Origin of the sequence: Acaryochloris sp. CCMEE 5410 (genome assembly GCF_000238775.2) — a bacterium.
GTDB lineage: Bacteria > Cyanobacteriota > Cyanobacteriia > Thermosynechococcales > Thermosynechococcaceae > Acaryochloris.
Genome location: NZ_AFEJ02000002.1, coordinates 715,101 through 729,423, shown reverse-complemented (window position 1 = coordinate 729,423; position 14,323 = coordinate 715,101). Strand labels below are relative to the sequence as shown.

At 46.5% G+C, this 14,323-nt stretch carries 8 protein-coding genes and 1 pseudogene; 3 read left to right on the top strand and 6 right to left on the bottom strand.

The window, feature by feature from the left end; translation table 11 throughout:
- The first annotated feature begins 10 nt into the window (after nt 1–10).
- Both ON05_RS24160 and ON05_RS24155 read left to right on the top strand, forming a co-directional pair.
- Entirely contained in the window at nt 11–3,466 is a 3,456-nt protein-coding gene (locus tag ON05_RS24160; protein ID WP_063825616.1) for a DUF4157 domain-containing protein, read from the top strand.
- A gap of 125 nt (nt 3,467–3,591) precedes the next feature.
- A complete protein-coding gene (locus ON05_RS24155) occupies nt 3,592–4,491 on the top strand; it encodes a hypothetical protein (protein WP_010468595.1) in 900 nt (299 codons plus the stop codon).
- A 197-nt stretch (nt 4,492–4,688) separates the two neighbouring features.
- On the opposite strand, the pseudogene ON05_RS24150 reads toward ON05_RS24155, so the two are convergent.
- Together ON05_RS24150 and ON05_RS24145 are read right to left on the bottom strand one after the other, a co-directional pair.
- Nucleotides 4,689–6,215, bottom strand: a pseudogene (locus ON05_RS24150) (IS5 family transposase).
- A 529-nt stretch (nt 6,216–6,744) separates the two neighbouring features.
- On the bottom strand, nt 6,745–7,542 hold the full coding sequence (locus ON05_RS24145; protein ID WP_236618961.1) for a cytochrome P450: 798 nt from the start codon (nt 7,540–7,542) through the stop codon (nt 6,745–6,747).
- Nucleotides 7,543–7,648: 106 nt separating this feature from the next.
- Between ON05_RS24145 and ON05_RS24140 the strand changes: the two genes are divergently transcribed.
- Nucleotides 7,649–8,890: an ISAs1 family transposase gene (locus ON05_RS24140; protein WP_010482646.1), complete on the top strand. Its 1,242-nt coding sequence runs from the start codon at nt 7,649–7,651 to the stop codon at nt 8,888–8,890.
- Here the strand turns inward: ON05_RS24140 and ON05_RS24135 are convergent.
- The 4 genes from ON05_RS24135 to ON05_RS24120 all read right to left on the bottom strand — a co-directional run bounded on the left by ON05_RS24135 (nt 8,871) and on the right by ON05_RS24120 (nt 14,068).
- The gene (locus ON05_RS24135) at nt 8,871–9,308 is read right to left on the bottom strand and encodes a hypothetical protein (RefSeq protein WP_175307278.1); all 438 of its coding nucleotides are present in this window, start codon (nt 9,306–9,308) and stop codon (nt 8,871–8,873) included. The two genes, ON05_RS24140 and ON05_RS24135, sit on opposite strands and share 20 nt — an antisense overlap.
- 230 nt (nt 9,309–9,538) lie before the next feature.
- Nucleotides 9,539–11,557 (bottom strand): lipoxygenase family protein, encoded by a 2,019-nt coding sequence (locus ON05_RS24130; RefSeq protein WP_010479247.1) that lies wholly within the window; start codon nt 11,555–11,557, stop codon nt 9,539–9,541.
- 637 nt (nt 11,558–12,194) lie between these two features.
- Nucleotides 12,195–13,700 carry a glycoside hydrolase family protein gene (locus tag ON05_RS24125; protein WP_010479245.1) on the bottom strand — a complete coding sequence of 502 codons (1,506 nt, stop codon included), beginning with the start codon at nt 13,698–13,700 and terminating at the stop codon, nt 12,195–12,197.
- Complete coding sequence (locus tag ON05_RS24120) at nt 13,700–14,068, bottom strand: hypothetical protein (protein WP_010479243.1); 369 nt, start codon at nt 14,066–14,068, stop codon at nt 13,700–13,702. The genes ON05_RS24125 and ON05_RS24120 overlap by 1 nt, the downstream gene beginning before the upstream one ends.
- Nucleotides 14,069–14,323 lie beyond the last annotated feature (255 nt).

Below are 14,323 nucleotides of genomic sequence, written 5' to 3'. Positions count from 1 at the left end.
GAAGCTTGTAATGAGAACTCATCAATACGTTCATAAGAAACGAGCCGCCCAGTCTTCCTATAACCCTGTTCCTCGATCTTCTAAAGTTCAGTCTTCAGTGCAGCCTCCGGCAATTCAAGCCAAGTCGAATGAAGAGGGTTTAGCTGAACATGCTGAGCGGTTGAGGAAGTTCCAGCGGCTGGGTACTTCAATGATACAAATGGGTCCACCTAGACTTGAGAATGATGAGTCCAGTCCATTACACCCAAAACCCTGGCTTCAACGGAAATTGACGCTTGGGCAGCCAGGAGATAAGTATGAACGAGAGGCAGATCGGATTGCATCTCAAGTAGTGCAAACCATAAATCCCCCTAATTCAAAAGAAAACAATATAAGGCAGTCGATTCAGCGCGAGAACGGCTTAGAAGGGGTAATGTCCGCGAAAGGCTTTCAAGCTGCTATCCAGAGAAAGCAAACAATAGCAGGTGAAGAGGCATCATCGGATTTAGAGTCTGCTATCAATCAAGCGAGAGGGAGTGGACAACCATTGAATGCAGGGTTGCAACAGTCAATGGGTCAGGCGATGCGTGCAGATTTTAGTGGGGTGAGAGTACATACAGATACTCAGTCAGACCAGTTAAATCAATCGATTCAGGCTCGGGCATTTACGACGGGGCAAGATGTCTTTTTTCGACAAGGGGCATATCAGCCTGAAAATCGAGCAGGGCAGGAGTTGATTGCCCATGAGTTGACCCATGTCATTCAGCAGAATGCTGGAGCGGTGAGAAGGCAAAGTCAGTTTAGAAAAAATGATGAACTGCTGCATGGTCAATTTGAGGCAAACGCTAAACCAATGCAGCTTCAACCCAATGGTCCATCTACCGATCTCCAAAAGGTTACGCCTGAGCAGAGGAAAGGTCGCCAGGAAGACTTAGACAACATCGATCTATCAGATGTACAAGTCCTACAGCAAAGGCAAGGGCGAATAAACCCCATCATGCAGACCTATTACCCTGCTGCAGAGGGAGAGGCCAAATTTATAGAGGCAAAAACGGACCTTATTCAAGGATTCCCCCCTTCTGATCGGCCCTTCTTAAAAACTAGCCCGGATACGGTGCAGATGGACCGTAAAGAAAAAGGCGATCTTCTCGACCTGACAGTCGGAGAATTCGAAACCCATCGGAAGGCTGAGCAGATGGACTGGGCCAATGTGGAGGGATTTGCAAAAGAAGAACGCAACACCATCTGGCAAATTATCGACTGGCGGCTGAACGGCTTAGACCTATTCAAACTCAAGGATGTCGTTGACAAAGGTAAAAATAGTAAAGAAGACCTTCGTAATATGAAGGCCTATTGTGAAGGACTCAATGGCGAACTTAATGGGGAGAAAACCGTTCGACTGGCACCACAGACTACATTGGAAAAAGCTATCTACTACGGAGACTGGCTTCAGAAAATTCATGGTCTCCTTGGGCAACGAACCGAGCTTGTTGTACCAACTAATGTATTCACTCAGTTAGTTGACACTGATTCTGGCAAAGTTGCTGAGGAGTTCATCAAGTACTTCAATGAGATGAAGCCCAACCTACAAACCTCTAAGGGCAAAGAAATTACATGTTTCATCAAACTTGTGCATGAAGAGGGAGCCAAGATCGAGGACTACAAGAACGTTCTAAAAGACATTCGAAACTTTCATAAGTTTCCCAAGACCTCGCTCGATAAGCTAAAGGCTGATCTGTCCGTAAAGGACAAACCACTAACTCTTATTTTGCATTCTCTTTACGATCATAATGGTGCTTTTATTCGCCATGAGCATGTTAACAAGGTCATCCAAAACGACAAAATTAAGGTTTATCTCATTGAGGGTCATGCTATAGAGAAGGTAAAATCTCTCATCCGTGGTGGCTTCCAAGAACTAGCGAAGAAGTATGGCCTTGACGGCAAAATCACTCAGGTTATGGCCGTTGGCCACGGTGAATCTACCGAGATTGAATTCGCTGGTGGCGGTACAGAAGTTACTGAAGACGGGGGCAAGAAGTCGATCGATCAGAAAGATGTAGTTCCGATAGAATTAGAAGGAACAAACGCGCGTGTCTTTGCCCTGTTCTTTGAACAAATTTTCGCCAACATGGAAGAGAAGAAGGGGCTGAAGCCCAAGGTGTTGTTGCGTGCTTGTCTAACTGCATCGAATAGGGTTGACGAGAAAAAACTTAAGAAGTTGATGAAAAAAGAGAACATCCTTGATCTTGATACGGTAGTTGATACAAAAACTACCGAAAATCAGGAAAAGATTCGAGAAGGCATTAGGAAATACATTGAGAAGCATGGAAGTCTTGCCTCAAAATTGGACGACCAAGCCCAAGGGAGAGCGGAGGTTCTTGGAGCCCAGTCCTCAATTACATCAGCTGATATAGGTGCAATCAAAGAAGATACTGGCGAGTTGGATTTTATTACACTAGCTGATCCTCATGTTGCTGGCCCAAAACTCACTTATGTTCGTCATGGTAAAGAGCCTTCTGGTGCTCTCAAAGCAGTTATTGAGAGCTGGGCAAACGATCCAGTTACTTGCTTCGCAGAAATGCAGGACCGCATTAAAGAGGTAGCTAGCACTAATGCAGAATTCGTTATTAAACTTCTCTACCGTACATTGCTAAACCAGTATAAGAATGACATCCTTACGGCAAACAAGTTCACTAAAACAGCCCATGTGCTTATGGGTGTTTTAAATAGTGGTGATGACTGCCGCTCTGCCAGACTGGCTGCGGATGATATGAGTAAAAAGCACCGTGACGCTTTTTATCCGTTGCTTATTTTAGAGGCTAAGTATCAGTCGTCGAAACTTGTGATCTACCAAGACTGGATGCTTCATGATGACTCTAAGCGCTTAAAATTTATGGAAAACCTGGGGGTTCCCGGCTGGAGGCGAACCGTAGCCGACAAATACCTTGATTTCGCACTCATCAAGGACTCAGTTGAAACTCTCGTAAAAATGGAGACAGCTCCCATGAAGGCTCGGGTTTTGCTGGCACTATGTGGCTTGATTCGTCAGAACCCAATCGAGTCCTGTAAAACCTTCCTTTTGACTCAAGTTAGTGGGGACAACTCCTTAAAGAAAAGCATTACTGATGAGTTAGATGGTTATTCAGTATCTAAGCTTCGTGACAAACTCGACTTACCTGAAGAAGAAATCGCGCAACCTGACTCAACCGCTGGTCATCCCAAAAATATTGGTGGTGAAGGCGAATTTCACGTTAAGCCGATTAAAACAAAAGTTAAAAAAATGACAAAAAGCACCATTAAAGACTGGGCTAAAGTACGCAGTGAGCCTCGTCAGGATGCCAAGCGCCTGTCAAGGCAATACCGAAAGAAGAACTACCATATTGTTGGCGAAGTCGTGAACACTGATGGCACTGAAACGGGGTGGTATATGCTCAGGTTGAGTGCCGGGAAAATTGCCTATATCGAGCAGAAGTATTTTAGCAATTAGCAGCGGTGATTTTAGGCCAATTTTGATAATTAATTTGGAAATATTACCAATTTAATCCTCCATCTTATGATTATGTCAGTGAAATTCTTTGAGGTTTAGTCTAGTGTCCATCTAGAGGCTTATAAATGGAAATTACACTCGACCAAAAAACGACATGGCACCTAGGTGGAGAGGCTCATGTACTTCATCTCTTGAGGCTAGTTGCCCAAATCAATGATGAAAATTGGTCTGCTGTCAGCGTTGTGCTTGAATGTGCCCCTGTTATCGCTGCGAGAGGTGAAGAACTGAGCTGGTTTCACAACCGCCCGGAGAGTCGCCTCGATTGGCAAAATCGGCCATTCCTCGAAGATCTGCCTGTTCGGATGGAGATTGCATTGAGACCCGAGTACTATCCTCACTTGCCTTGCCCAAGTTCTGATGCAGTGCAACACCTCACTGACCTATTTGTAATTGAGCCACCCCCTTCTCCTGAACTATTCGATGATACGGTCTGGAATGCGATACAGCTCTGGCAAGAGTACCCTATCGATCCATCGATTGGTGGTGGTACGATGCGGGTTGGCTATCGAACAGCGTTTTCTGTGTTCACTGACGAGGTTGATCGACTTCGTCGCCGTGGCCCAGTATCTCGTATTATCGTCGATGCGTTGATTGAGTCTGGTATTCCGATCTCTTGGATTGAGGAGGATTCGGTTTTTGCTGTTACGCTTTATGCCGAAGACCGTGGCTATCTCTGTCGAATTCGTCCCAACGAGTCTTCTTCTGGGATAACTGTCAATGTGGAATGGATAGAGCAGCTCTCTGATGCTGGGGTCTCAAAACTTTCATCACATATTGCTGTAGCTGATACTGACCTCGTTTTCGGTTCCTTGACTCTAGTCGATGGGCGAATTCGCCTTGATAACCTAACCCTATTAGGGCCGTCTATTACGGAGGAAACGATTATCGATACTTTGCGTGCTGCAGTGTCAGCTCTCAATAGCAAGGTCAATGAGTGGTCAAAATTAGATCTCACGGCGGGTTAACCCAAAGAATCTGTCAAGACCGGTTAGCGGCTGTTTGAAGCGGCTGCAGGACGGGCCACTGAGATCCGGGACCGGGCCATTCTCTATTAGGGTTCATGCCGGGATAGAGAAATTTTTTCTCACAGAATAGCTGTGAACTATATTTAGGGTTTGCTGAAAAAGTAAATTGAGCTAATTCCTGGCATCAAATCGTACAATCAACCCAGTTGTGACGGCCAGGGCCATATTCCTTCACTGGCCCTAGAAAAGCCCCAAGGCAGCCCTGGCAGCTCCATAACGCTTTCCAACACCAGCAATCCCACCCAAAAATGAATGATAAAAGGTGGCGGAGCCACCGCTCTAGATTCATCACCAAGAACGTGATAGCAATCGCACTAGCAGCCGTATCCGCTAACTTCGCCATCACTCGATTCAAGCCAAATCTTCGCTTGGCCTGCCCAAACTTGCCCTCAATTTGGACTCTCACCTTTCGTCCTCCCGTGCTTGTTGCTTGAGTTGGCCCTGCACCTGGGGTCTTGTTGAGGTCTTCCTAACGGTGGTCCACTCAATCGGATACCTCGAGCTTTACACCATCGTCGATTAGCTCGGGTTCGATAGATTTGGTCGGCATGGACTGAGAGAGGATAATGGCCAAAGCGACGATGAAAAGCTTCCACTTGATATTGAAGATGCTGGGATTCATTGAACGCATCCCAGCTTAAACGTTCCAGAAACACACATCCGTTGACACAACTGAGGGATAGCTTGGCCCCAAACTCAACAGGTACTCCAGCTTTGCCTCGGACCATCGGTCGGACATGAGGCTGAGTGAGGCTGACAATACGGTCATCTACTCGACGCACGTGCTGTTGATACATCCACTCTTGCTGTCGAAAGACTTCATGAATCACCAGCAACAGACGGTACTGTCGCCGGGACAGTCGGGACAGAGACGCTCCTAAAGCTATCAATCCATCAATGTGGGCTAGATTCCGACGCACATAGCCCAACTGCTGACGAATCCCTTTACGAATCAGCTTGCGACTCGGTTGACGTTTCTTGGCAATGGCCAGATAAGCTTTGCGGGCCTTTTGGCGGTAGGTGCGAGGTTTGCCCTTGAGAGACAGCATGACTTGAGCATATAAAGCATCAAGGATGGCTTCACTCGCTTTGCGGGCATCATTGAGCAGATCTAAGTCTGTCGGATAGCGAATATCGGCTGGCGCACAGGTCGCGTCTATCAACAATTGGCCCTGGTTGGGAGGGGCAGGAGGCTCATCTTCGTCATCTTCAGGAGAAGGAGATGACTCAGGGGACATCACAACAGGAGAACCCTCAGATGCGAGCACTGATTCCACGACTGCGTCGTTGACTTGAGTCAGTAGCTCTAGATTCAACCGTTGGCGAAAGTGAACCAGCATGGAGGCATCAAACGGAGCACTCTCTCGATATTCACTAAAACCCAGAAAGTACTGCAAGTAGGGGTTCTCTCGAATCTGTTCTACGGTCTCTGCATCGGATACACCCAGTTTCTCTTTGATGATTAAGGTCCCTAAGGCCACACGAAAGGGTTTGGCAGGTGCCCCCATGGTCTGACTGAATTGCTCTGCATACTCTGACTCAAAGCTCTCCCAAGGAATCAGCTCGGCGAGTTTGACCCAGCGATTCTCTTCTGATAGTTTGCCTCCGAAGGGCAAGTAGAAGTTCTTAAAGGACAGTTGACCGGGGGATGGACGACGATACATTGGGGTGCATGTGCAAAGGTTTTGAGTATTTTGAACGATTTTCCTTGCACTTCTCAAGGGCGCTCAACACTTGGATACACTGCAAATATTCAACCTTAGACTTTCGAAGCAAGCCCTATTTAGCAGTACTTTTCAGACTTCGAATTTACAAGTAATTGATAGTCCATTCTTTTGGGGGAATGAATACCCATAAGGGTTTCCCGGCCAAATAAAATTACAGCATTTGAATATGGGAAAGTCAGTGTCACTCGTATTGGCATGATGGCCATTTGCAAGTGTGAAATTTAGTTTTTAACTAGGTTCTAGCGATTTGATCATAGATAGCCCCCCGGCCATTATGAGCCCTAAGCTGAGCAAGATAACGAGAAGAGGGGGGCATCAGAGACTATTCTTGAATTATGCAAACCAGGAGTGCAGGCGACCATTAGAATCGCTGAAAACAGTGGAACTCAATGGTCAATGGCAACAGTTCTGATTTCTGCAAACCGCTGCGGAGTATGAAAACCCAGAACAATTTACAGATGGGATATTATTGACTCTTAACTGTTTTGCATTGCAATGCGACCAGTAAATCAGAGCCCATTTTTTCTGCAATACTACGCCCTGGGCACTCACGCCGCTTCGCTTCACCTACTGAGTTAAAGCTGAGGGCTGCCAATAGGTTGTCTCGATGAGGATTGAAGTCTAAGGGGTTCTCAAAGACCGTACTGTCTAGATTAGCCAACCCGATGTTTGCGGAGAACAGCGTACCCTTGGGAAACTTACGTTTTCGGCCATTGATGGTCACCTCTGTTTCTGTCTGGGCAATGGTATTGATGTTATTCACTGGCGAGTGTCGACGAGCTGTTTCTAAAACTACTCGCAACACTTCATGACGATTATCTACATCGATCTCCAGATCGCGTGGAACCTTGGCTATTAAGGACCGGAGTAAACTCTCACTCCCTAGACATCCTGCAATTGCGATCGCTTCCAGTAGCAAAGTACTCAGTTCTGTTCGACTTAAATCATTTTCAGTGGTTGGAACATACCTACTCATAACAGGAGAGTTCTCAATCAGGTTAAGGGCGACCTCTTCTAATCGTTTGACCTCTTGCAACTTGTTGGCAGATGGGGCTAAGGGTTTCACCCTTGAGATCAACAATGATTCCCTTGGTTTTGCAGAGAAGAATAGCGTTTTCAGAGATGATATTTGCTGTGGAGAAAGTTTGATTTCTAATAGCACTAACATGATGTACTGGATGACAGTGCGTTGAATATCATCGCTAATGTCATCTAAGGCCGGAGGATTTCCATGTTGATTAGCAATGGTGGCTAACTGATTCAAGAGATCTTTAGCTTCTTGGGACTCAGTATTATCAAAGCAGGGGCAGCGCAAGAAAAATAAAGCTGTAATATGCTATGGAACTCCATTCTGTTAAAAGGGTTTCCCCATGGCTACAGGATTCAGCAAGCCTCCTTCCTCACCAGCTTCCACTGACTCATCCTCGTCACTACTGCCAACCACGGATTGCGATCAGGCTTATCAACAACTGACCGAGTGTTTTGAGGAGTTGACTGATCCACGGGGAGGCCAAGGTGTCCAGCATCCGTTTGTCAGCATCGTCGTGATTGGACTATTGGCAAGTTTAGGTGGCGCACAGGGGTGGGAAGATATTGAAACCTATGGTCTGAGCCATCAGGATTGGTTGTCGAGTTTTCTGAGCCTACCGTCCGGAATACCGACAGCAGACACCTATCGACGGGTGTTTGAGCGTATTTGCCCCACCGCCTTTGAGCAGAGTTTCAATCACTGGTTGGATCAGGTCGTGACGACCCTCGGTGCTCAAGTGATCCCGATTGATGGCAAACAACTCAGGGGCTCCTATGACCGCAATCAAGACCAATCCGCCTTGCATCTGGTCAGTGCTTGGGCCAGTGAATATCGGTTATTTCTGGGACAAGTCAAAGTCGAGGACAAGAGCAATGAAATTACGGCGATCCCAGCCCTCTTAGAGCTGTTAGACATTGCCGGGTGCATTATCACCATTGATGCGATGGGGACTCAGCACGAGATTGCCTGTCGCATTCAGGCCAAAGGCGCAGACTATGTACTGGCCCTCAAAGAGAATCATCCCACGCTGTTTGAGCAGGTTGAGCAATGGTTTGAAACGGCGGAAGCGAATGAGTTTAAGGGCATTGAGTACAGCTATGATGTGCGGGTGGAAGCCGGACACCATCGTCGCGAGAAACGACAAGTTTGGGCGGTGTCCCTTCAACAAATGGGTCCTCTGTACAAGCAGGCGCAGTGGAAGGGCTTGCAAAGCATCGTCAAGGTCGCTCGGACCCGCCACTTGTGGAACAAAACCACCTATGAGGTGATGTTTTACATCAGTTCTCTACCGCCCATTGCTCAGCAGTTGGGCAAAGCCATCCGCCAGCATTGGTCGATTGAGAACCAACTCCACTGGGTCTTAGATGTGACCTTTGGCGAAGATGCCAGCCGTATCCGCACAGGACATGCGCCGGAAAACATGGCCATCCTGAAGCGCTGGAGCATCAACCTCCTGAATCAAGAAACGTCCTTTAAGAAAAGTACCCGTCAAAAACTAAAACGGGCGAGCATGGATGAAGCGTATATGCTCAAAGTTCTAGGCGCTTCTATTCCTTTACAGTCTAGCCTTTCAGAGACATAATTTTCTTGCGCTTACCCTGATTATCAAAGGCTGGTTTAAAAACGACCTCTAAAACGGCTGATCTTGCTTTTTTATGAGTAGTATCACCCTTTACTTCTTTGTCAGACAAAAAAAGCAAAAAATTCTTAGAGAATCGATCAGGGATACAGCGAAAACGGCCAATATAAGGCTCTCTTTGTTGTGGTTCTGCAATGATTTTGGCAGCAAGATTATATTCACCCACAATAATTCTGCCTAAAGCCGCAAAGTTCTGGCCAAAAATCTTTTGTCGTTTACCTAAAAATTCTTGAGGAGTAACAATACTATAACTAATAACATCCACTACATAGAAAAACCTCATAAGCATTGTAGTCAGGATGTTAGGGTGTCGCAACAGACAAATTTGGATACGGTTTGAGAAACGAATTAATAAACTCATAGCTGCCCCATTAATTTATCAACAGAATTGCAAAATATGGTAGTCCCAGAGAAGTAATGACAGGAGAGTAACATCCTTAATGGCTAGAACTACTAGAATTCAAACTCTTCAAAAGAGCTGAGCGAAAGGAACAAGTTTTGGATAAGCCCTTTTGGGAAATGGCCTGATTGGTCAGCGTTACCCTTTTTTGGCCAGATCTGAACAAAGCCCTTGATTGGAGAAAGTTGAGCTCAGATGTTAATACTCTGAGGGATTTTATTGGGATGTAAGAAATCATAAAATGTCGGGCGAACACTGTTCCGTTCATCAATGATGATGCCAATGGCATCTAACCGTTGCTGAAATGCTTTGAGTAGAGGTTGCACCCTAGCATCCGTAAAGTGCTCATCTCCATATTCCCCTAATTGGGTGTAGTAGAGAGAACCCAACAAATAGGTCATATCCATCTGGGTCTCTGCCTGTTTCAGGGAAGGAAGAAGGTTGAAATAGTCTTGAGTGGTTGCCTTTGCTGACTTTGGCGCTGGTCGATATCCCGCTAAAGGCAAGTTGGGGATATAGGTCATATAAGTCGATTGGGAGAAGTTCACGGCTGCATGTTGGGCACTCCCTGTAAAAATAATGAGCGTCACCATATCTGCCAAGTAAGCTTTAGTGCGTAAGCTAGGTTGCTCCTGATCCGATGAGGTTTCTCCAATTTCTGTCATCCGCCCTCCGTCTTGAGCGACCATTTCTGCTAACCAAGCTTGGAGTTCGGTGTCCTCTACCACGTCCTGATCGCTGAGGTAATACAAGTCTAGGTAGCTCTCGACCCAATCATGTATCGCATTCCAAACGAGTAGTGAATCATCTCGATAGGGATAGTCAGGAAGCTGATCCACATTATCGACCCCCCGTCTGGAGAGTGTGGCAGGTAGCATCGAATCATTAAAACCGTAGGGAAACCCTTGTACGGCTTTAACACTGAGCTCTTTAGAGGATTCAATAGTGCCTGACATCACTGAATCCACGGTACCTCCATCGTTAACAAGGCCAGAAATGGCTGCATTATTAATAAACAATGTTCCTTCAAAATGAGGACGCAATAAGGCACTCAGGGGATGATTAGGGGCCAGTTGACGATAGGTAGCCACTACAATGGGCTCGATTAATAAGTGGGTCCGACCGAGATGAGAAATGAGCTCATGGTAATTGCCATCAGCGATTTGAACGATGGTTTTTGCCATCAGCCAAGCCCATTGCTCGGACTGGGAGCTACCCTCAGGGGGTGGAGTGAAAATAGGATTATCAGAGCCTGGCTGCTGCTGGCACTGAATGGCTACAGCTGTGAGGGAGCCGCTTCCTTCCGCAGGTATTGCAAACAGGGCGAGGGGAGCATAGACATATTTTTGAGCATCCGGAAAGGTGCCCGGTTCTAATAGGTTCAACACTGCATAATCAGTGATATAAAGTCGCCCCTCTGCTCCAGCCTTTTGGAGAGAATCAGCAGTTCCCATCACAGCCTGATATTGATCGTTAGTGACTGGGAAGTGGTCTGGCAATATCTTGCATTGCTCTAGTACTAAGGGGTTCGCTCCTGCAACTCGCTGGGCGACAAAGGCCCGATCTGTCCAAAACTGCTGGCTAATACAAGGCAAATAAATGCTCTGAAACAGATCGTTATAGGCTTGAAAGAGTTGGCTGTAGTCTGACCAACTATCTTGGGTCTGCTTAACCTGCATGGCTAAAGCCTGATGGTTGAGCTTCTGCTGCTCTTGAGCATGGTCTCGGGGAGCTTTGACCTCAGAGATTAATGTTTCCAGTAATGGCTGGTGGATATCGGTCATTTTGGCCGAGGGGGTTGGAGAACTGTTTTGCTCAATGGAGGGTGGTTCGCCATCTTGTAAGCGCTGAAACAACCGAATAATTGGCAGAATTTTGGCTAACAAAAACTTCAAAAAGCCAGCACGTTCAGGGTTATTTAAGAAACGGGTGATACGGGTGAGCCTGGCAAATCGGCGGAGTTTTCGAACGGAACCTGTTTCATTAACGTCTTGTAAAGCTTGGTTAGCATCTATTCTCAGAAGTAGAGATAAGGCATCTTGAAGCCAAGGAAATTTGCCAAGGGATTGATCTTGCGGGGGCACTTTCTCGGCCATTGCCCCGCCATTAGGGAGGTAAGTGTAGTTATAGCGATAGTCTCGGCGAGCAGCCACTAAATCCGTTTGCCGTTGAGCGGGATTGGGATCATTTTGAGGTAGAGAGATATTCATAAGACCAAATGTGACTAACAACAACGTGAGGGGAAAAGGTTTAGGTGAAAACGATGGAAGCTACTTCAAAAAGATAAAAACTAAAAAAAATGGCGAAAAGTAATTAGTTTCTTCTGATTTTGTTCATTAATGGGGCGTATCCAGCCTTTATAGGAGATGAATGAGCAGTAGGAGAGTGAAATCAGGTAATTGTGATCCTCTACAGCAGGAATGTAACTAGGCAGATAAAGGGACCGTCTACTACAGAACTAATCGTACTTTTACTGCACTAAAAATGGCGTGATCTATATCAAGAAATCTCTAAAGATTTTTCTGAATTATTGATTTTATAGTCATGGAATTACATGACTAAGGAAAATATCAGGAGTGGCTAGAAAAGTCAATTAAAATTGTCATGTTAACCGCTAATTTTGCATTTCCTATTATTAGAAAATCTGTAATATTTATTCGATTTCACTAACACCGCTGATGAGCTTTTTTCTTCTGTCAGATAAAGTCACGAATTCTGCCATATGACTGGGAGGTGTCAAAACGTGAATCACCTCATTCACGGCTTTGCAGAAAAGGCACTATCGGGGGTTAGTACTCCACTGGAATATTCTCTAGTGGAGCACTAACCCGTAATTTTGCCTCTTGGCTACTGATAGACACTGACAAAGAGGGTGGCGCCGGGCTGATCATACAAAGGCACTACTTTGTCCCTTAGATCTTGGTTATGCATTCTAATGCAGCCTAGGGTAGAGAAAAGAGATTGCTTTGGTGCCCAAGCTCCTGGCCATCCGCAACCGCTGCCGCCGCCGTGAAGCATAATGCCTGCCCGACCCAGATTTGCTTCTTGGTTTTCTAGTTCAACGAGGTCAATACTATACCAGCCATAAGACATGCGATCGCGGGTATAGGCAGAACTTGCACCTGCTTGCTCATAGTCACGATAAATTTGCCCACATTTGTAAAGACCTGCGGGGGTATCCCCATGACGGCCAAAGTAATTGTCCTCAAACTGGCCGCGACAGAGACAGGGCAATTCCCACATTAGCGTGCCGCTATAGTCGTAACACTTGATCTTGCCAACGGCATCATTGGCCACCAAATGGTAGTCTCCGGGCTTAAAGCCATGGGCATCTGGATGGGACTTGGGACCTTTCATCCCTGCAATAATATTGGGCTGGCGAGGACCAGCCGATTGGGTGGGTTGCGAGACGGTTATTGTTGGTTCAAAACCTGCCACCATCGGTGGGTTCGTTTTGAGCCGCTGTTCAATGGGTTCGCAATCTTGGGCCGTTTGAATTTCCTGGGCAGCGGCGGCACAAGCGGTGGTCGGCGTTTCGCCACACCAGACTTTGGCCTCGGCATATCGACGGCGACCTAGCCCCACTTCCACATTTTCACCGGGGTTGCGATACATCATCAGGGTGCCGGGAACCGCCTGCCAATCTTTGTCTTTTAAGTTGCGGGTGATGGTTCTATGGTTCGGTGATCCATAAAAATCAGCACCATTGTTATAGGCAAAGCTGGTCAGTGCGGCTCGTTGCAAATCGGTCATATCATCCCAGTGGGGAATGGTCGATTGCAGCTTGACCCAAAAATCTTTGTGGCAAATATAGTCGTACAGGTCATCTGCTTCAGCTTGGGTGATGATATCTCCCATTTGGATGGCAGACCCATTTTTATAGTAGGTACTGCCCCAACCGATGGTGACGGGTAGGCCCCCACTGCCAGCCCTCGGATCAGGGTAAGCTTGAATCCGTCCATCCGATAATTTCCGTTGACAGCCTTCATAAAAGTGGTTGAGTTGGGCTACTTCCGGCGGTAATAACGGAGCAGAGGGAGTCTCCGGTTGAGAGGGGGTAGACACTGGAACCAGGGCAGAAACGGGCTGCTGTTCCCATGCATCTTCTGGAATATCCCATGAGATGGGATTGATATATCGTTTGACACCCGTTTCAATGGTTGGGTAATGGTCATGCCAGGTATAAGGCCCCGCCAAGATAATCTCAGCCAACTGTGAATTGACAGTAGACACTTTGATAACGCCTAAGATTCCCCCCTCATACACTTTTGCGAGTTGATTTAATTTTTGAAGGTGGGGTTGGTGTGGCAGGGGTGCCAGGAGTGTATTCTTTTTCGCTGTGATAAATGGCATTACCAGCCCTCCTGTAAAACGGCGGTTAATTCTTTCTCAGGGGTTTGGACCTTGATCACTTTGGATGTAGTTGAGACCACCTCGGTGGATGGCACCGTTACAGTTGGCGATGCTGCTATTGTTGTTGGAGCCACTGAATTCGATACAGGCTTCTCGTCACGCTCGGAGAATTTTTGCAAGCCCTTCATACCTGCACCGCCAATGGTTAAGGCCCCGGTGAGGATGTAAAGGTTTTCGGAAAAAGTCTTCCCTCGCCATTCGCCAGCGGCCAAAGTAATGGCGAGACCCAATCCCACCAATACTGATGCAGTGGTCTGCAGTCTGCCTGAGGATCGCTTACCTTTAGCATCTTGTAATATCCCGGTCATACATAATCTCCTTGAATAGCGATAGATGGTGTTGTGTTTTGCTGCAATCCTTTGATTTGTGCAGATATCCCTAAGACTCAAGACAAGTATCGTTAGCCGATCTGGTGAAAGCTATTCGATACTTCAAATCAGTCTTCAAATTCTTGTGGCATTAGTCTATTTCCAAGAGAAATAGTGAATTAATCCTAAGGATTGATTTGAGCTGATTTCTATCTGAATTAGAGCACCCGTTTTAGGGGTATTCAGTGATATATG